The organism is Terrabacter sp. Soil810 (assembly GCF_001429645.1).
Lineage (GTDB): Bacteria > Actinomycetota > Actinomycetes > Actinomycetales > Dermatophilaceae > Terrabacter.
On the sequence record NZ_LMSW01000011.1, the window covers coordinates 141,370 to 157,864 of the forward strand.

Genomic DNA, 16,495 nt, shown 5'->3' on the forward strand with positions numbered 1-16,495 from the left:
GGCGAAGTCGTCCTCGTCCTCTGGTGAAGGCATCGTGAGTGCCTCTCTGTCGGTTCCCCCTGTCGGAACCGACGACCCGGGAATGGTTGCACGCGGCCGACAGGTCTTCTCCCCGAACACGTATGCCGTCCGCCCGGGTGGGCGAACGGCATACGTGGGTGCTCGGCGGGCCCGGGCTCACCTCGGGACGACGTACCTCGGCTCGGTGAAGGAGGACGGGTTGCTCAGTCCGATCTCGGGGTGCAGGACACTGCAGTCCATGGCCAGGGTGCATCGCTGGACGGTGTTCCGCGCGGCGGGAGTCAGCGGCTTCGACGTGTTGCGCGAGATGACGAGCGTGGACTCGTCGTCGCCGAGGTGCCACGTCCAGCCGGAGACCACGCGGTCCCCGGTGCCGCCGAGGACGACCGTGCCGTCGCTGACCCGCACCACGCCGGCGCTGAACCAGAAGCCGCCGTCGAGGTAGTGCGAGCCGACGAGGTAGGTGCCCCTGCTCGAGAAGGCGGTCGGCATGAACATGGTCGGGTTCTGGCCCGCGCCGCACCTCTCCACCGTCTTCGGGAACGTCGACCTCGTCAGGTCGACGACCGCCCAGCACGCCTCGTCCATCGCGTCCGTCGCGACGAACCACTGGAGAGCGGCCCGGCTGCGGTCCGGGGAGACCGCCACGACGTGCGCGGGGAGCTTCCGGGACGTCCCCGTCGCGACGTCCCACTCGAGCGAGCCCGTCGTCGTGTCCCCGGTGAGGTAGGCGAGGTCACCGACGATCGCGCCTGGCTCGCGGTCGTCCGTGCGCTGGGCCACCTTCGAGCCGTCAGCGGCGTAGACCACGACCGTGTCGGAGTCCCCGCTCTTGGCGAGCACCCGTGACCCGTCGGGCGACACGGCGTACGTCCCGCTGACCCCGAGCGAGGTGACGAGGCGACCGCCCGGCGACAGGATCTCCATGATGCTCTGCGAGGGCCCGTCTGACATGTGTGACGCGACGACGAAGCCACCGTTGCCGAGCACGGCGAACGTCTCGACGGCGGTGCCCTTCTGGAGCCGGAAGACCTTGTCGCCGAAGCGGATCGTGTCGTCCAGCGCGTAGGCCGTCCCGCGCGTCGCCACCTGTGCCGTGCCGCTCGGCGGGATCGTGCCCGTCGCCGTCGGAGGCGCGCTGGTCAGCGGAGGGGCGCTGGTCGGGGGAGCGACCGTGCCCGTGCCGGTCGTCACCGACGGCGTCTGGGTCGGCACCGAGCTCGGCGACGACGGGACCGACGTCGACGAGGTGGTCAGCGCCGGGACCGGCGGCGTGCCGCGGCCCGCGGACCACACGGTCGGCACCGCCACGGCGATGACGGCGACAGCGGCCGCCGCCCCGAGCACGGCCCGGTTGCGCCGGTCGCGACGACGGCGCGCGATGGCGACCGGTGCGAAGTCCCCGGACACCTCGATGCCGCCGGCGTGCTGCCTGAGCAGGGCCTGGAGCTCGTTCTCCTGGTCTGGCGTGGTCAAGACGTGACCTCCTTCATGCGGCTGCGCAGCGAGCTGATGGCTCGGCTCGTGTGGCTCTTGACGGTGCCGACGGAGACCCCGAGGATCTCCGCCGTCTGGGCCTCCGTGAGGTCCTCGTAGTAGCGCAGGACGACGGCGGCCCGCTGCTGCGGTGCGAGCGAGCGGACGTGGGCCCACAGCTCGCTGTCGTGCCCCGTGACCGGCGCGGCTGCCGGGTCCATGACGCGGATCAGCTCGCTGTCGGTGCGCTCGCGATGTCGCCAGGCGCGCCGCCACCACGTCGTGTGCTCGTTGACCATGACCTTGCGCACGTAGGCGTCGGGCGACTCGACGGTGCTGATGTGGTCCCACTTGCCGTAGACCTTCGCCAGCGACGACTGGACGAGGTCCTCGGCGCTGTGCGGGTCCCCGGTGAGCAGGTACGCGAATCGTGCGAGCGAGGTCTGTCGCGCTCGCACGTAGGCCGAGAAGTCGACCTCGCGCTCGGTGTTTCCCACTGACATCCCCTGTCTGGTGTGGCTGGACGCACCCTCAACGCGGTGGGGCCGCCCAGAGGTTGTCATCGGGCACGATCCTCTCCGGGGAGGGTGCGTCTGGCACATCGGGCACGTCGGGACCGGAAGGCATTCCGGCGCTGAGCGCCCGCTTCAGCCTCGGGTCAGCCGTGGATAAACGTCTCGAGGACGCTCGCGAAGCGGTCCGGCTGCTCGAGGTGCGGGAAGTGGCCGGCACCCTCGAAGAGCACGACCTCGGCGCCGGGGAAGACCTCGTGAGCCCGCTCGGCGTGGCCGACGGGGATCATCCGGTCGCGGGTGCCCCAGATGACGAGCGTGCGGATGTGGTCGGCGGTCGTCAGGTGTCCGTGCGCGTTGACCGTCTGGCCACCGGGGTCGATGACCCCGCGGGTGGTGGCGAGGAAGGCGCGGCGGCTCTCGGCGTCCGAGAGCGACGTGAAGCCCTTCCAGGCCGCCGAGACGTCGGCGCTGGGACGCCACCCGAGGCCCCGCACGGCCCGGCCGACGGTCTCCACCCGCTCCCGCACCCACGTCGAGGCGATGACGGGAAGCACGAGCTCGGCCCCGGGGAGCGTGGCGGAGCGCAGCAGCGGGCTGACCGACCGCCCGAGGCCACCGCTGGAGACGAGGACGAGCGCCTCGACCCGCTCGGGGAAGAGGTAGCAGAACTGCATGGCGATACCGCCCCCGAGCGAGTGGCCGACGAGGGTGACCCTCGGGATCTCGAGCCGGTCGATGAGGTCGCGCAGGATGGCGGCGTGCGAGCCGAGCGAGTAGTCACCCACGGGCTTGGCCGAGGCGCCGTGCCCGAAGAGGTCGGGGATGACGACCCGGTGCTCGGTGTCGAGGCGGTCGACGAGGTGGGTCCAGTTCTCGTGCGAGCCGAGCAGCCCGTGGATGAAGAGGATGGCCGAGCCGTGACCGGTGTCGACGTAGGAGAGGTCGTGCCCACCGAGGTTCGCGACGCTCGCCGGGTAGCTCAGCTCGGCCTCGTCGCGCGGGCCCTGCGTCCTGGTCATGGTGCGTCGTCCTCCCACCGGGTGCGTGCGGCCGGGGACTGCGGTCGACCGCGATCCACACCTCCAGCCTCTCTCTCCTCAGGGGCCGCGTGCCCTCCCTGAGATACACGTCACCGGCGGCGCTCGCCTGTTAGCGTCGCGGCGCATGATCTACCACCTGGCCGAGCAGGCCCACTGGCAGCAGGCCCTCCGCGACGGCAGCTACGTGCGTTCGACGCGCGGTCGCTCCCTCGCCGAGGAGGGGTTCATCCACGCCTCGTCGGCGCAGCAGTGGCCGGTCGTGCGGTCCCGCTTCTACGCCGACGTCACCGAGCCGCTCGTGCTGCTGCACGTCGACGAGTCGAGGCTGACCTCGCGTGTCGTCCACGAGGTCGGCGACCCCGCCACGGGTGAGACATTCCCGCACCTCTACGGCCCCATCGAGGTGGACGCCGTCGTCGACACGACCGTGCTGGCACCACCCCACGCCTGACCCGTCGAGTGGCCACGTCGTGCCCACTGTTGCACGTCGAGAGGCCACGTCGCGTGCCCCATTGAACGTGGAGAAGCCGCGGCTCATGCCCGTCACTCGGGGCTGATGCGGCCCCGGCCCGACTTCACCTGCGACCGGCGCTTCTTGCCCTCGATCCGCCGCCGCTTCGAGCCGAGCGTCGGCTTCGTCGCGCGGCGTGCCGGAGGCGGGGGCGCCAGACCTTCGCGGAGCAGGTCGGCGAGCCGCTCACGGGCCGCGGACCGGTTGCGCAGCTGGGAGCGCTGCTCGGAGGCCACGATCGTGAGCCGGCCGGCGACGAGGCGACCCGCCAGGGCGGTGACGAGGCGCTCCCGCTGGGTGGGCGTCAGGGCGGTCGACGCCTCCGGGTCGAAGACGAGCTCGACCCGGCTGTCCGTGGTGTTGACGCCCTGACCGCCCGGGCCGGACGACCGGCTGAACCGCTCGACGAGCTCGACCGCGGGGATGACGAGACCGCGCGGCAGACCGGGGCCGGCCGCGATCACGAGGTCACCGCCGGGCTCGTTCACCGAACCATTGTGCCGCCCGGCCGACCACCTCGCTGCGGCACGTGCCTCCCACGTATCTGGCGGGGCCGCTTCGCCCTCCGTCCGGTGACGGCAACCAGAGGGCGCGCACCCATCCACCGTTCCGCCGTCGCCGTGCGCCCTCGGCAGGCACGGGCGCGAAGGATGCCCGGAGGGGACAGGTCATGCAGACGGACCACTCGACACACGTCACCGTTCTCGCGCCCGAGTCGGATCACGACCGGCGCTACCAGCTCGGCGAGGACGACCTCCTCGTCGGGCGTGCCGAGGCGTGCGACCTGCGCTTCGACGATCCCTACCTCAGCCGGGTCCACGCCAAGCTCGAGGTCAGGTCCGGTCGGGTACGCATCCGGGACCTCGGCTCATCAGGGGGCACCTGGGTCAACGACGAGCCCGTCGATGGCGTCGTCGAGCTGCACGCCGGTGACGTCGTGACCATGGGTCGGGTCCGGCTCAGGGTCTCGACCGACGACTCGGGGACGCGTGTCCTGCCACCGGCCGGGCCGACCCCGGCCGGGGCTCGGGCCCGAACCGGTACCGACCGCCGCGCCGAGCCGGGGGTTCGCTACGACGTCGACGAGCAGCGCGCCGGCACCATCAACAACGTCGGGCGTGACCAGTACAACGCCTACATCCACCAGCGAGAGAGCTTCTTGCGCGAGATCGCCGCGACGCGGACCAGGGCCCGATGGCTCCTGTGGACCGGGTTCGTCGTCTTCGCGCTCGGCTTCGGCGTGCAGCTGTTCGGCTCCATGGGCTTCATGCAGGGCATCACGGGAGCCATCGACGAGGGCTTCACCGCGGCGCCGGGAACGACGAACCCGCCCACCCTGCCGTCGATGGGCAGCTTCCAGCTCGCCTTCACCGGAGCCGCGGTCTCGTCGGTCGGCGTCGTGCTGTTCGTCATCGGACTCGTGCTTCACGTCGTCGCCGCCTCGCGGCGCAAGCGGGTCGACCGGGAGATGCCCGCACGGCCCTGGTCGCACGACTACTGAGGAGACCGCCATGACCTTCAACATCAACAACCAGAACGCCGGCACCATCAACAACGTCGACGGCGACCAGCACGTCCACGGGGGGCAGCACTCGACGGTCCACCTGCGCCAGGACCTCAAGCAGGGTCGAGACGCCTTGGCCGACCTACGTTCAGCGATCGATGCCTGCCCCGAGGCGTCGGCAGACCCTGTGGCACGGCACGAGGCCGCGCGCATCGACGAGGCACTCGGAGTGCAGGAGCCCGACCGGGCGGTGGCGGCCTCGGCCCTCGAGCGACTGACGCAGCGGCTCAGGTCGATCGGCGCGCTGGCGTCGGCCGGTGCCGCCCTCGTGGAACCGATCCGCGCCCTCGCCGGCTGGCTCGGGCCACTGGCCGGCGGCGTGTCGACGATGCTGCCCGTCTGAGGGTCGCCCGGAAGACGCGTGTGCCGCCCCCAGCGACTGGGGGCGGCACACGTCGGGACGGGGAGCGGTCTCAGCGCGGCGGCATACGCAGGGCGCCGTCGAGGCGGATGACCTCACCGTTGAGCATCGGGTTGTCGACGATGTGGCGCACGAGGTTGGCGTACTCCTCGGGGCGACCGAGGCGCGACGGGTGCGGCACCTGCTTCTCGAGGACCTCCTTGACCTCGCCCGGGAGCCCGGCGAGCATCGGCGTCTCGAACGTGCCGGGTGCGATCGTCATGACTCGGATCGCCTTGTCGGCCAGGTCCCGAGCCGCCGACAGCGTGAGCCCGACGATGCCACCCTTGCTGGCGGCGTACGCGGCCTGGCCGATCTGGCCGTCGAAGGCGGCGATGCTCGCCGTGTTGACGATGACGCCTCGGTCGCCGTCGACGGGCTCGTTGCCGAGCATCGCCGCGGCCGCGAGACGCAGGACGTTGAACGAGCCGACGAGGTTGATGTCGATGACCGTCCGGAACGTGTCGAGGGCGAGCGGTCCGCCTCGTCCGAGGACCCGGCCGGGCGTGGCGACGCCCGCGCAGTTGACGGCGATCCGCAGCTCCCCGAGCTCGGTGGCCCGCTCGATCGCGGCCTGCACCTGTGCCTCGTCCCGGACGTCGGCGGCGACGAACACGGCGCTGCCCTGGCGCTGCGCGTTGAGCTCGTCGACGAGGGCCGGCGCAGTGGATCCCTCGAGGTCGATGATGACGACGGTCGCGCCGTCCGCGACGAGACGGCGGGCGGTGGCACCGCCGAGGCCGGAGCCGCCACCGGTGACGACGGCGACGGTGGACGAGTTCAGCTGCATGACAAGGCCTTTCGCGGGGACGGGCAGTCGGGAGGGGGGAGCGGAGGCTCAGCGGGCGAGGAGCTGGCGCGAGATGACGAGGCGCTGGATCTGGTTGGTGCCCTCGAAGATCTGGGTGACCTTGGCCTCGCGCATGTAGCGCTCGAGCGGGAAGTCCTCGGTGTAGCCGGCGCCGCCGAGCACCTGGACGGCGTCCGTCGTCACGCGCATCGCGGCATCGGTCGCCACGAGCTTGGCGACGGCGGCCTCCTTGCCGTAGCCGCGGCCGGCGTCCTTGAGCCGGGCGGCGTGCAGGTAGGTGGCGCGGGCCGACGTGACGGCGGCCTCCATGTCGGCGAGGAGGAAGGCGAGGCCCTGGAAGTCACCGATGGGGCGCCCGAACTGCTGGCGCTCGGTGGCGTAGTCGGCTGCGGCGTCGAGTGCCGCCTGCGCGAGTCCCGTCGCGGCGGCGGCGATCCCGAGGCGCCCGGCGTCGAGGGCGGACAGGGCCATGTGCATGCCCTGCCCCTCCTGGCCGACGAGGCGGGACCCGTCGACGTGGACCGCGTCGAACATCACCTGTGCGACGGGGTCGCAGTGCAGGCCCATCTTCCGCTCCGGCTCGGCGAAGCTCAGGCCCGGTGCGTCGCCCGGCACGATGAACGTCGACAGTCCCTTGCCGCCGTCGTCGGACGTGCGCGCGAAGGTCGTGTAGTAGTCGGCGTGGCCCGCGTGCGAGATCCACGCCTTGGTGCCCTTGAGCGACCAGCCGTCGTCGCTGCGGGTGGCCCGGGTCGTCATCGAGGCGATGTCGGACCCGGCGAGGGGCTCGGAGAGGCAGTACGCGCCGAGCTGCTCGCCCGAGAGCATCCCCGGCAGCAGGGCCTCCTGCTGCTCGCGGGTGCCGAAGGTCGCCACGGGGTATGCCGTGAGGCTGTGGACGCTGACCCCGACCGCGACGCTCATCCAGACGGAGGCGATCTCCTCGACGACCTGGAGGTAGACCTCGTAGGGCTGGTCGGCCCCGCCGAACTCCTCGGGGTAGGGCAGCGACAGCAGGCCCGCCCGGCCGAGCGTCCGGAAGGTCTCGCCGGGGAACGTGTGGGCGCGTTCGGCGTCGTCGACCTTCGGCGCGAGGTCCTTGCGGCAGATCTCCCGCGTCAGCTCGATCAGGTCGGTGGCTTCGTCAGTCGGCATCAACCTCGTCGCTGGCATGGCTAGATACTAGGACGTCCGAGCATTTCGTCCAAAGTGTGAGACGTGAGGGGCTCCTCGTCCTGTTAGGAGCCAGTTAGGCGACGTCGGTTCAGTGGGTCGGACAGGGCACCACCACACCGCTCTTTGGAAGGACACGACATGTTCAGGAGATTCGCAGTCGGCTTGGTCGCCATGCTCGGCGTCGCAGCCGCACTCGTCGGCACCGCGCCGACCGCCAGCGCCACGGCTCGCAACGGGGTGTGCGAGTCCGGCGAGTTCTGCCTCTACTACAACAGCGGAAACGCGGGATCCCGCGTCGACCTCGTCAACTCCCAGCGCGACTACGGCTCGGGGTCCGGCTGCATCACGTTCGTCAGCAGCGGGTCCGGCCAGGGCCAGTGCGTCAAGAACAACACCGCCTCGGTCTGGAACCGCACCGGCACGTCGGTGTTCGTCTTCTACAACAGCGACTTCGGCGGGGTCTACGACGAGGTCCCCAACGGCGCGCAGGTGGACCTCAACGCCAACGTCAAGAACAACAACGCCTCGCAGATCATCGGCGACGCGTCGCTGCGCTTCCCGCTCGGCGTCACGCAGGCCGACATCAAGAACCGCACACCGCACTGGTGCTGGGACAGCAAGGTCAACTGCCACCACGACTACAACGCGTCCGACATCTTCGCTGCGACCGGCACCTCGGTCCTCTCGCCGGTCAACGGCACCGTGATGACGCGCAACGTCCGTGCGGGCAGCACGGCCTGCGACAGCGTCGGCAGCACCGTCACCGTCAAGGACGGCTTCGGCCGGCTGTGGTACTTCGCCCACATGGACGACAGCCCCGCCCCGGTGGTCTCGGTCGGGCAGTCCGTGACCAAGGGCCAGCGCCTCGGCTACGTCGGCACGAAGTACCACGCCCTCTGCACCGACTCGCACCTGCACATCGACATGCGGGTCGGCGTCGACTCGCGTGTGTCGTGCAGCGCGGCCGCCTGCGCGGACTACGGCTTCGTCAACAACCAGCCGCTGCTCCGCAACGCCTTCCTCGCGCTTCCCTGAGCGGGCACGTCGGCGGCCGGGACCACGTCGGTCCCGGCCGCCGACCCGCCGGTCGCCCTCGCCTGCCGAGCCCCAGCCATGGTCACGGGGCCGGCCACCCGGCATACGTGCTCGGGAAACCGCGCGACGGCACGACCTCGCGGGCCCTACGGTCGAGCCGTGCTCACGCTCCTGCGGCGTCCGCTGCGCGAGGTGGACGCGACGGCCACCTTCTACGTGCTGACGGCCGTCGCGGCGTTCGCGTATGCCGCGTGCTTCACGCTCAACCTCGTCTTCCAGTACCGCGTCGTCGGTCTCGACCCCTTCCAGATGGTGCTCGTCGGCACGGTGCTCGAGGCGACGTGCTTCGTCTTCGAGGTGCCGACCGGGATCGTCGCGGACCTGTGGAGCCGACGCGTGTCGGTCATCATCGGGTTCTTCCTCGTCGGCGTCGGGTTCGCGGTCGAGGGGGTCGTCGCGACCTTCGCCGCCGCGATCGTCGGCAACGTCATCTGGGGCATCGGCTACACGTTCACGTCCGGTGCGCTCCAGGCGTGGATCACCGACGAGGTGGGGGAGGCGCACGTCGCGCGGGTCTTCACGAGGGAGACGCAGCTCGACCTCGCCTTCGGCTTCGTCGGCATCCTCGCTGCCGGAGGGCTCGGCCTGATCGCCCTCAGGGTGCCGATCATCGTGGCGGGCGTGACCCTGGTGCTGCTGGCCGTGGGCCTCGCGGTGACGATGCCGGAGCGCCACTTCCACCCGACACCGCGCGGCGAACGGGAGACGTTCGGGCACCTCAAGGACCAGCTCGTCGCGGGCCTGCGGATCGCGCGTGGGCGGCAGGTCGTGCGCGTCTTCCTCTTCGTCAGCGTGCTCGTCGGGCTCTCGAGCGAGGTCTTCGACCGCCTGTGGCAGGTGCGCGTGCTCGACACGTTCGAGATGCCCGCGTTCCTCGGCAGCGACCCGGCCGTGGCGTTCACCGTGTTCGCGCTCATCGGCTCGGTCGTCTCGCTGCTCGCGTCCGGGGCGAGCGGCCGCTGGCTGCCGGCTCGGGTCGTCGACGAGAACCCGGGACTGCCGGTGGCGCTCGCGTCCGCGGCGCAGGTCGTGGCCGTCGTCGGGGTCGCCCTCCTCGGCAACCTGTGGCTCGTCCTCGCGGCCCTGTGGCTGCACAACGCGAGCAGCGCCTTCAGCGCGCCGATCCAGGCGACGTGGCTCAACCGCAACCTCGAGTCGGCCTCGCGCGCGACGGTGCTGTCGATGAACAGCCAGGCGAACGCCATCGGCCAGGTCGCGGGTGGGCCGCCGCTCGGCGCCCTCGCGACCCGGACCTCGATCCCCGTGGCCCTGCTCGTCTCCGCGGCGGTGCAGCTGCCGTCGGTGCTGGCCTTCCTCCGGATCCGCCACACCACCACCCGCTCACTCGAGTGAACAGAGTCGGCAGCGGGTGTCAGCGCGGGTAGGTGCGCACCTCGGTGGCCTTGACGGCGGCCCAGACACCCTGACCGACCTGCAGGCCGAGCGCCGTGACCGACTCGAGCGTCACCTCGGCTGTGAGGGGCACGTCACCGACGAGACCGACGCGGGCCGACTGGCCCTGCATCGTCACGGATGCGATGCGCAGCCGCCACGCGTTGCGGGGCGACCCCTCCGGCTCGTGCCGGTGCAGCGACACCGCGCTCGGCGGGATCGTCGCCCACACCGCGCCCTCGGTCGGACTCGTCGTGACGATGAGACCACCGTCCGCCGTGTGCACGTGGCCATGTGAATCGCCTTGTGCGGCATACAGGTTGAGCCCGACGACCGTGCCGACATACGCGCTCCGCGGCTCGCTCAGCACCTCGGCCGGCGTGCCCGCCTGCGTCACCCGCCCGTCCTCGACGAAGACGAGGTGGTCGGCGAGCGTCAGCGCGTCGAGCGGGTCGTGGGTGACGAGCACCGTCACCCCGTCGTATGCCGTCAGGCGGGCCGCGAGGTCGCTGCGCGTCCGTGCGCGCGTGTCGGGGTCCAGGGCGGCGAGCGGCTCGTCGAGGAGCAGCAGGGCCGGGTCGGTCGCGAGCGCGCGCGCGAGGGCCACGCGCGCCTGCTGACCGGAGGAGAGCTCCCGGGGTCGCGAGGTGGCGCGGTCGGAGAGGCCGACGCGTTCGAGCTCGGTGCGCGCGCGCTCCCGGGCCTCGTGCCGGCTGATGCCGCGGCTGCGTGGGCCGAAGGCGACGTTGTCGAGGGCACGCAGGTGGGGGAAGAGCAGGCTGTCGGCCAGCATCAGACCGACGGCACGCTGCTCGGGTGCGAGGCGGCGGCGGCCGTCGTCCCAGACGTCGCCCGCGACCCGGATGTGGCCCTCGCCGAGGGCGAGCACGCCGGCGAGTGCGAGGACGGTGGTCGTCTTGCCCCCACCGTTGGGTCCCAGCACGCCGATCACCTGGCCGGGCTCTGCTGTCAGTACCACGTCCACCTCGATCTCCCCGCGTGACAGGCAGATCCGCGCGTCGAGGCCCTCGCCGGCGGCGACCAACCTGCTCATCGGAGCCACCGTCCGCGCAGCACACCGAGCACGAGCACGCTGACCGCGAGCAGCATGATCGAGATCGAGATCGCCACCTGCGGGTCACGCTCGAGCTCGACGTAGACGAGCAGTGGCAGCGTCTGGGTGCGCCCCGGGAAGTTGCCGGCGAAGGTGATCGTCGCGCCGAACTCCCCGAGTGCGCGCGCCCACGCAAGGGCCAGGCCACCGGCGATACCGGGAAGCACGAGCGGGATGCCCACCGTGCGCAGGTAGCGCAGGTCGCTCGCGCCGAGCGTGCGCGCCACCGACTCGAGCCGGGGGTCGAGGCCGCGCATGGCACCCTCGACGGCGAGCACGTAGTAGGGCATCGCGACGAACGTCTCGGCGAGCACGACCGCCACCGTCGTGAACGGGATCTGGATGCCGAGCGGCGCCAGGTGCTGCCCGATGAGCCCGTTGCGGCCCCACGTCATGAGCAGCGCCACGCCGCCGACGACCGGCGGCAGGACGAGGGGCACGGTGAGCAGTGCCCGCACCCAGCTCGTGGCGCGGTGGTCGGAGCGGGCGAGGAACCAGGCCAGGGGAGTGCCCAGCAGCAGGCACAGGACGGCCGTGACCGACGTCGTCGTCAGCGAGAGCCGCAGCGCCGGAAGGACGGTCGGGGTCGCGAGGTCGGACGGGATGCGGGCCCAGTCGGCGCGGAGGAGCAGCGCGACGAGGGGCAGGACGAGCAGCAGCAGGGCGAGCGCTGCCGGCACGCCGAGCGCGACCCGCGAACGCCACCGGCCGGCATACCTCATGTCAGGTCATCCTCCCGGTGGCCCGACGGCCCGCTGCTCAGGGCGCGCCGAAGCCGAACGACTGCACGGTCGCGAGACCCTTGGCGCTCAGCAGGTAGGCGACGAAGGCCTTGGTCGCCGCGTCGTCGGAGAGCCTGATGACGGGGTAGGACAGGCTCGTGTTGAACTGCGACGGGATCTCCACTCCGGTGACGGCGTCCTTCGCCGCGACGACGTCGGAGTGGTAGACGACGGCGGCGTCGGCCTCGGCGAGCTTGACCTTGGAGAGGGTCGCCTTGACGTCGACCTCCTTGCTCACGACGTTGGGCACGATGCGCGCCTTCTTGAAGGTCGCCTGCGCGGCCTTGCCGCACGGCACCGTGTCGGCGCAGAGCACGACCTTGACGCTCGGCTTCGCGAGGTCGTTGATCGACGTGACCGCACCGGGGTTGCTCGGTGGCACGGCGATCTCGAGGACGTTGGTCGCGAAGCTCTGCGTGTCCTTGACGGCGGCCTGGTCGAGGGGCTCCGCCGCGGCCGTGCCGGCGAGGGCGATGACCGAGGCGGGTGCGCCGTTGTCGACCTGCTGCACGAGGGTCGCGCTCGACCCGTAGGACGTCTCGACGGTCACGCCGGGGTTGGCGGCCTCGAAGTCCTTCTTCAGCTGGTCGAAGGACTCGGTGAGCGACGCCGCTGCGAGGACCGTCACGGTGCCCTCGAAGGAGGCCGCCGAGGCACCCGACTTCCCCGGTTGTCCGGTGCCGTCGGCGGACGTCGTGGGGGTGCTGCTGCCGCACCCTGCGACGAGCAGGGCGGTGGCGAGGGTCGCGACGGCGGCCGCGACGGCCCCACGCGGGGTCCGGGCGCTCCTGGGGTTCCGGGCGCTCCGGGGGCTCCGGGGCTGCGCGGGGCGCGATGGCCCGGCGCTCACGCGGGGACCTCCACGACGACGTGGGTCGACTTGACGCTGGCGACGGCGACGGATCCGACCTCGAGGGCGAGGTCGTCGACGGACTCGCTCGAGAGCAGCGAGACGATGCGGAAGGGCCCGCACTGGAGCTCGACCTTGGCCATGACGGTGTCCCGGGTGATGGCGGTGACGATGCCGCGCATCCGGTTGCGGGCGGATGCGCCCCCGATGGCGCCGACCGCAGCCGGATGCGCGAGCTCCTGGGCCACCGCTGCGAGCTGGGCGCCGTCGACGGTGCGTCGGCCGGCGTCGTCGGTCGCCCCGTCGAGGCGGCCGGAGTCGACCATGCGCCGGACGGTGTCGTCGGAGACGCCGAGCAGGGAGGCTGCCTCGGTGATTCGCAGATGCGGCATGAGCGTGACATTACACCCGCAGGTGCGGGAGCCGCTGTGCTTGCGTATGCCGCGTGCGCACCTCGAGCGGCCAGGGTCGGCCACCGCGGGTGGTGCGGTTGGTGGCGGCAGGGGGTTGACGGGAGGGATGGCACCGGCGTTTAATCAACGTATTAGTTGATCAAGGAGTTAGTTGACAATGATCCTCTCGCCCGTATCGGAAGCCGACCTCGACCGCGCCTTCGCGGCCCTGGCCGACCCCGTGCGCCGCGCCATCATCGCCCGCCTCAGCCGGGGCGCCGCGACCGTCAACGAGCTCGCCGAACCGTTCGAGATCAGCAAGCAGGCCGTCAGCAAGCACATCCAGGTGCTCGAGCTGGCGGGTCTCGTGAGCCGGACCCGCGACGCCCAGCGCCGTCCGGTCCACCTCGAGGCCGCCCGCCTCGAGGCGATGACGGCCTGGATCGACCGCTACCGGCTCGCCGCCGAGCAGCGCTTCCGGTCGCTCGATGCCGTCCTCGAACGCACCACCCAGCCCGCCATCCAGGCGGACGCAACCACACCGATCACCGACAAGGAGCAGCAGTCATGACCAACCCACTCACCCTCGACATCCCCGCGGGCAAGCCGTGGATCGACTTCACGCGCGAGTTCGACGCCCCCGTCGAGGCCGTGTTCAACGCCCACCGCGACCCCGAGCTCGTGCGCCAGTGGCTCGGGCCGCGAGGCTACGAGATGCAGATCGAGCGCTGGGACTTCACGTCCGGCGGCGGTTACCGCTACACGCACCGGGACGGGGACAACGTCTACGGCTTCCACGGCACGTTCCACACCGTGCGCGAGAACGACCTCGCCATCCAGACCTTCGAGTTCGAGGGTGCGCCCGACGAGGTCGCCATCGAGTTCATGCGCTTCGTCGACCTCGGCGACGGCCGCTGCCGGCTCGAGGGGCACAGCGTCGGCCCGACCGTCGAGGGCCGCGACATGATGGTCGAGAGCGGCATGGAGAAGGGCATGGCCCAGGGCTACGAGCAACTCGACGAGCTGCTCGGAGTCGCCGCCCCCGCGACGGCGCAGGGCTGAGCGCCGTGGACTGGACCCTCGAGGTCGTCATCGTCCCGGTCAGCGACCTCGGGGCCGCGATCGCCTTCTACCGTGACCAGGTCGGCTTCGACCTCGACCACGAGACGCAGAACGAGCACATGCACGTCGCGCAGCTGACGCCGCGCGGCTCCGGGTGCTCGATCGTCGTCGGCGACCTTCCGTCGCAGAAGGCGATGGCGCCCGGCTCGCTGCACGGCATACAGCTCGTCGTGCCGGACGCCGCCGCCGCGCGCGAGGAGCTCGTCGGCCGGGGAGTCGAGTGCTCCGAGGTCCAGGTCATCGACCCTCGCGACGGCGGCACGTTCTTCGGCTTCACCGACCCCGACGGCAACTCGTGGGCCGTCCAGGAGCTCAAGGTCCGGGCAGACAAGCCGCTCATCCCGCACGAGGCCCGCGGCCGTTTCGGTGAGGGCGTCGAGCTCTGACGCCCCGAGCGAAGTGCCCACTCGCGGTCGAGTGGGCACTTCGCCGGCGTCCGAGGCCACCGGGTCCCCGGTTCAGGCCATGACGCTCATGCGCGCCGTCCGGTGGTCAGTTGCCGTGCACCGCCTGGACGAGATCGGGCAGCAGCACTCCCGCATTCGGAGTGCCGAGACCGGTCACCGGGTCCCACCCGGTCGTGGCCGGATATCCCGCAACGCTGGGATCGGCCGTGTTGTCGCCCAGTGTCACGTCGTAGAAGTCGGCGGCATACCGAGCGGGGTTGGCGCCGATCCGGTAGAGGCCCGGGTTGATCAGACCCAGCCCGCCGCCGTTGATCTGGTCGGCGATGGCGACGAGCCCCGCCCACTGGGGACAGGACAACGACGTGCCTCCGATGTCGTACCAGCCGGTGCTGCAGGGAGTGCTCCCGCAGAAGAGGCCGGCCGTGCCGTCGGGTGGCAGCGACAGGTAGACGAGCGCGCCCGTGCCCGCACTGGCCTGGAGGGCGATGTCGGGAACGCCGCGCTTGGTGCCGATCGGCGTGCTGCCGGTGGGCAGGGTCGACTGGTAGGCGGGGGTGTCGAAGACGTGGCTGAAGCCGCCGCCCGAGAAGGTCCACCCGACCTCGGCTGCGCCCGGGTTTGCCTGGCACTTGGCCGGGGGGTGGATGCTGTCGACGACGCGGCCGGCGCTCGCCTGGGCGTCGGTGCACAGGTAGGTGCCTCCCACTCCCGTCACGAGTGGGTCGGATGCCGGCCACTCCACGGTCGGGTAGGGGATGAGGGCGCCGCCGGCCTTCACCGGCTGCTTCATCGTGTTCGCCGTGCCGCCGTCACCCGACGACCCGAGCACCGTGACGCCGCTCTGGGCGGCGGAGACGAAGGCATGCCGGAGGTTGAGCAGCGACTGGGAGCTGCCGAAGGCGTCCTCCGCCGAGGCGAAGCTCTGCGAGATGACGTTCGCGAGGTGATGGTCGACGACGTACTGCTCGGCCGCCATCATCTGCGGGAAGCCTTGGACTCCGAGGGTCTCGGAGTTCGGCGTGGTGACGAGCAGGATGTTGGCGCCGGGGGCCATCGAGTGGGCCGTCTCGACGTCAAGGGCGACCTCGAGCGCCCAGGCGGCCTTGTCCTGCAGGCCGGTGCCCTTGCTGGTCGACGGTGGCGCCTTGGTCGCCGGGCTGCCCTGGAGCTGCAGCTCGCTGAAGGTCGGCATGCCGGCAGCGCACGACACCGACTCCTCGCCGCACATGGCGGGGAGCCCGAACGCCTGGTCGTACACGTGCAGGTCGTGCGCCATCGTGTCGCTGCCGTGCGAGTCGACGATGGCGATGGTCATGCCGCGGCCGTCGAAGTGGCTGTCGATGAGGCCCTGGACGTTGTAGGCCGCGCGGGTCGACGTCGGCGTGAAGCACCGCCGCCCGACGGAGTAGCACTGCGCCTCCGTCGGCGGAGTCGTCGAGGCCGAGACCTGGACGTAGTCGGACACGGTCGGGTGCAGGCCCGACAGGGACGTGGTCGTCCGGGCTGGTGAGGCGGGTGCCGCGCTGACCGGTGCGAGGGCGCCGCTCGTGGCCGCGCCGAGGGTGGCGAGGGCGAGGGCGCTGATGGTCGCCACCGCTCTCGGCTGGGTGTGGATCATGGTTGCTCCGAGCTCCCCGAGTGCCTGTGATCTGCGGATCGATCCTTCGGCTCACCGGCGACACGACATCGTCGTCGACAGCCACTACTCAGGGAACCGCCGAAGCGAGGTCGCCACCACAACTCACCGGACATTCAGTGCGAGTTCACGGGTTCCTCGCAGAATCGCGAGTGCCCGGGTCGCTGTCGACACCCACCCACCCCAAGGCG

The 16,495-nt window shown here is 71.3% G+C and carries 19 protein-coding genes; 8 read left to right on the forward strand and 11 right to left on the reverse strand.

The genetic code is table 11. The features are described from left to right. Positions 1-177 precede the first annotated feature (177 nt). The 3 genes from ASG96_RS06515 to ASG96_RS06525 all read right to left on the reverse strand — a co-directional run bounded on the left by ASG96_RS06515 (position 178) and on the right by ASG96_RS06525 (position 3,031). A complete protein-coding gene (locus tag ASG96_RS06515; protein ID WP_057587415.1) occupies positions 178-1,497 on the reverse strand; it encodes a hypothetical protein in 1,320 nt (439 codons plus the stop codon). Further along, positions 1,494-2,000: a SigE family RNA polymerase sigma factor gene (locus tag ASG96_RS06520; RefSeq protein WP_056752366.1), complete on the reverse strand. Its 507-nt coding sequence runs from the start codon at positions 1,998-2,000 to the stop codon at positions 1,494-1,496. The genes ASG96_RS06515 and ASG96_RS06520 overlap by 4 nt, the downstream gene beginning before the upstream one ends. 155 nt (positions 2,001-2,155) lie before the next feature. Then, on the reverse strand, positions 2,156-3,031 hold the full coding sequence (locus tag ASG96_RS06525) for an alpha/beta fold hydrolase (protein ID WP_057587418.1): 876 nt from the start codon (positions 3,029-3,031) through the stop codon (positions 2,156-2,158). Positions 3,032-3,176: 145 nt separating this feature from the next. Between ASG96_RS06525 and ASG96_RS06530 the strand changes: the two genes are divergently transcribed. After that, positions 3,177-3,503 (forward strand): DUF952 domain-containing protein, encoded by a 327-nt coding sequence (locus ASG96_RS06530; RefSeq protein ID WP_057587420.1) that lies wholly within the window; start codon positions 3,177-3,179, stop codon positions 3,501-3,503. A 92-nt stretch (positions 3,504-3,595) separates the two neighbouring features. Here the strand turns inward: ASG96_RS06530 and arfB are convergent, their stop codons facing one another. Next, entirely contained in the window at positions 3,596-4,051 is a 456-nt protein-coding gene (gene arfB / locus ASG96_RS06535; RefSeq protein ID WP_082591668.1) for an alternative ribosome rescue aminoacyl-tRNA hydrolase ArfB, read from the reverse strand. A 182-nt stretch (positions 4,052-4,233) separates the two neighbouring features. On the opposite strand from arfB, the gene ASG96_RS06540 reads away from it, so the two are divergent. Beyond that, positions 4,234-5,064, forward strand: coding sequence for an FHA domain-containing protein (locus tag ASG96_RS06540; RefSeq protein ID WP_057587422.1), 831 nt, complete (start codon positions 4,234-4,236; stop codon positions 5,062-5,064). A 10-nt stretch (positions 5,065-5,074) separates the two neighbouring features. Then, entirely contained in the window at positions 5,075-5,470 is a 396-nt protein-coding gene (locus ASG96_RS06545; RefSeq protein ID WP_057587424.1) for a hypothetical protein, read from the forward strand. A 70-nt stretch (positions 5,471-5,540) separates the two neighbouring features. Here the strand turns inward: ASG96_RS06545 and ASG96_RS06550 are convergent, their stop codons facing one another. Both ASG96_RS06550 and ASG96_RS06555 read right to left on the reverse strand, forming a co-directional pair. Further along, the gene (locus tag ASG96_RS06550) at positions 5,541-6,317 is read right to left on the reverse strand and encodes an SDR family NAD(P)-dependent oxidoreductase (protein ID WP_057587426.1); all 777 of its coding nucleotides are present in this window, start codon (positions 6,315-6,317) and stop codon (positions 5,541-5,543) included. A gap of 48 nt (positions 6,318-6,365) precedes the next feature. Beyond that, positions 6,366-7,511: an acyl-CoA dehydrogenase family protein gene (locus ASG96_RS06555; protein WP_056752382.1), complete on the reverse strand. Its 1,146-nt coding sequence runs from the start codon at positions 7,509-7,511 to the stop codon at positions 6,366-6,368. A 141-nt stretch (positions 7,512-7,652) separates the two neighbouring features. Here ASG96_RS06555 and ASG96_RS06560 point away from each other — a divergent pair, with 141 nt between their 5' ends. Beyond that, complete coding sequence (locus ASG96_RS06560; RefSeq protein WP_082591669.1) at positions 7,653-8,549, forward strand: peptidoglycan DD-metalloendopeptidase family protein; 897 nt, start codon at positions 7,653-7,655, stop codon at positions 8,547-8,549. A gap of 159 nt (positions 8,550-8,708) precedes the next feature. Next, positions 8,709-9,962, forward strand: coding sequence for an MFS transporter (locus ASG96_RS06565; protein WP_057587429.1), 1,254 nt, complete (start codon positions 8,709-8,711; stop codon positions 9,960-9,962). 19 nt (positions 9,963-9,981) lie between these two features. Here the strand turns inward: ASG96_RS06565 and ASG96_RS06570 are convergent, their stop codons facing one another. From ASG96_RS06570 to ASG96_RS06585, 4 genes are read right to left on the reverse strand one after another with little or no spacing between them, the layout of a single operon-like run. Further along, on the reverse strand, positions 9,982-11,055 hold the full coding sequence (locus ASG96_RS06570; protein ID WP_057587431.1) for an ABC transporter ATP-binding protein: 1,074 nt from the start codon (positions 11,053-11,055) through the stop codon (positions 9,982-9,984). Then, a complete protein-coding gene (locus tag ASG96_RS06575) occupies positions 11,052-11,837 on the reverse strand; it encodes an ABC transporter permease (RefSeq protein ID WP_057587432.1) in 786 nt (261 codons plus the stop codon). The genes ASG96_RS06570 and ASG96_RS06575 overlap by 4 nt, the downstream gene beginning before the upstream one ends. 37 nt (positions 11,838-11,874) lie before the next feature. Then, positions 11,875-12,747, reverse strand: coding sequence for a molybdate ABC transporter substrate-binding protein (gene modA, locus ASG96_RS06580; protein ID WP_082591670.1), 873 nt, complete (start codon positions 12,745-12,747; stop codon positions 11,875-11,877). After that, positions 12,744-13,139, reverse strand: a complete 396-nt coding sequence (locus tag ASG96_RS06585; protein ID WP_056752399.1) for a molybdopterin-binding protein — start codon at positions 13,137-13,139, stop codon at positions 12,744-12,746. Before ASG96_RS06585 ends, modA begins: the two co-directional genes overlap by 4 nt. Before the next feature lie 178 nt (positions 13,140-13,317). On the opposite strand from ASG96_RS06585, the gene ASG96_RS06590 reads away from it, so the two are divergent. The 3 genes from ASG96_RS06590 to ASG96_RS06600 are packed head-to-tail and all read left to right on the forward strand — an operon-like array spanning position 13,318 to position 14,647. After that, positions 13,318-13,710: a helix-turn-helix transcriptional regulator gene (locus ASG96_RS06590; RefSeq protein ID WP_057587434.1), complete on the forward strand. Its 393-nt coding sequence runs from the start codon at positions 13,318-13,320 to the stop codon at positions 13,708-13,710. Continuing rightward, positions 13,707-14,201 (forward strand): SRPBCC family protein, encoded by a 495-nt coding sequence (locus ASG96_RS06595; protein ID WP_057587436.1) that lies wholly within the window; start codon positions 13,707-13,709, stop codon positions 14,199-14,201. The genes ASG96_RS06590 and ASG96_RS06595 overlap by 4 nt, the downstream gene beginning before the upstream one ends. Before the next feature lie 5 nt (positions 14,202-14,206). Then, the gene (locus ASG96_RS06600; protein ID WP_057587438.1) at positions 14,207-14,647 is read left to right on the forward strand and encodes a VOC family protein; all 441 of its coding nucleotides are present in this window, start codon (positions 14,207-14,209) and stop codon (positions 14,645-14,647) included. Positions 14,648-14,753: 106 nt separating this feature from the next. On the opposite strand, the gene ASG96_RS06605 is transcribed toward ASG96_RS06600, so the two are convergent. Beyond that, positions 14,754-16,286, reverse strand: a complete 1,533-nt coding sequence (locus ASG96_RS06605) for a S53 family peptidase (protein WP_157610708.1) — start codon at positions 16,284-16,286, stop codon at positions 14,754-14,756. Positions 16,287-16,495 lie beyond the last annotated feature (209 nt).

Excerpts from the sequence above, each read along its gene's own strand:
- ASG96_RS06550 (WP_057587426.1), bottom strand. The coding sequence starts at position 6,317 with ATGCAGCTGAACTCGTCCACCGTCGCCGTCGTCACCGGTGGCGGCTCC.
- ASG96_RS06570 (WP_057587431.1), bottom strand. The coding sequence starts at position 11,055 with ATGAGCAGGTTGGTCGCCGCCGGCGAGGGCCTCGACGCGCGGATCTGC.
- ASG96_RS06520 (WP_056752366.1), bottom strand. The coding sequence starts at position 2,000 with ATGTCAGTGGGAAACACCGAGCGCGAGGTCGACTTCTCGGCCTACGTG.
- ASG96_RS06590 (WP_057587434.1), top strand. The coding sequence starts at position 13,318 with ATGATCCTCTCGCCCGTATCGGAAGCCGACCTCGACCGCGCCTTCGCG.
- ASG96_RS06555 (WP_056752382.1), bottom strand. The coding sequence starts at position 7,511 with ATGCCAGCGACGAGGTTGATGCCGACTGACGAAGCCACCGACCTGATC.
- ASG96_RS06560 (WP_082591669.1), top strand. The coding sequence starts at position 7,653 with ATGTTCAGGAGATTCGCAGTCGGCTTGGTCGCCATGCTCGGCGTCGCA.
- ASG96_RS06530 (WP_057587420.1), top strand. The coding sequence starts at position 3,177 with ATGATCTACCACCTGGCCGAGCAGGCCCACTGGCAGCAGGCCCTCCGC.
- ASG96_RS06525 (WP_057587418.1), bottom strand. The coding sequence starts at position 3,031 with ATGACCAGGACGCAGGGCCCGCGCGACGAGGCCGAGCTGAGCTACCCG.
- ASG96_RS06575 (WP_057587432.1), bottom strand. The coding sequence starts at position 11,837 with ATGAGGTATGCCGGCCGGTGGCGTTCGCGGGTCGCGCTCGGCGTGCCG.
- ASG96_RS06605 (WP_157610708.1), bottom strand. The coding sequence starts at position 16,286 with ATGATCCACACCCAGCCGAGAGCGGTGGCGACCATCAGCGCCCTCGCC.
- ASG96_RS06545 (WP_057587424.1), top strand. The coding sequence starts at position 5,075 with ATGACCTTCAACATCAACAACCAGAACGCCGGCACCATCAACAACGTC.
- ASG96_RS06540 (WP_057587422.1), top strand. The coding sequence starts at position 4,234 with ATGCAGACGGACCACTCGACACACGTCACCGTTCTCGCGCCCGAGTCG.
- ASG96_RS06595 (WP_057587436.1), top strand. The coding sequence starts at position 13,707 with ATGACCAACCCACTCACCCTCGACATCCCCGCGGGCAAGCCGTGGATC.
- ASG96_RS06585 (WP_056752399.1), bottom strand. The coding sequence starts at position 13,139 with ATGCCGCATCTGCGAATCACCGAGGCAGCCTCCCTGCTCGGCGTCTCC.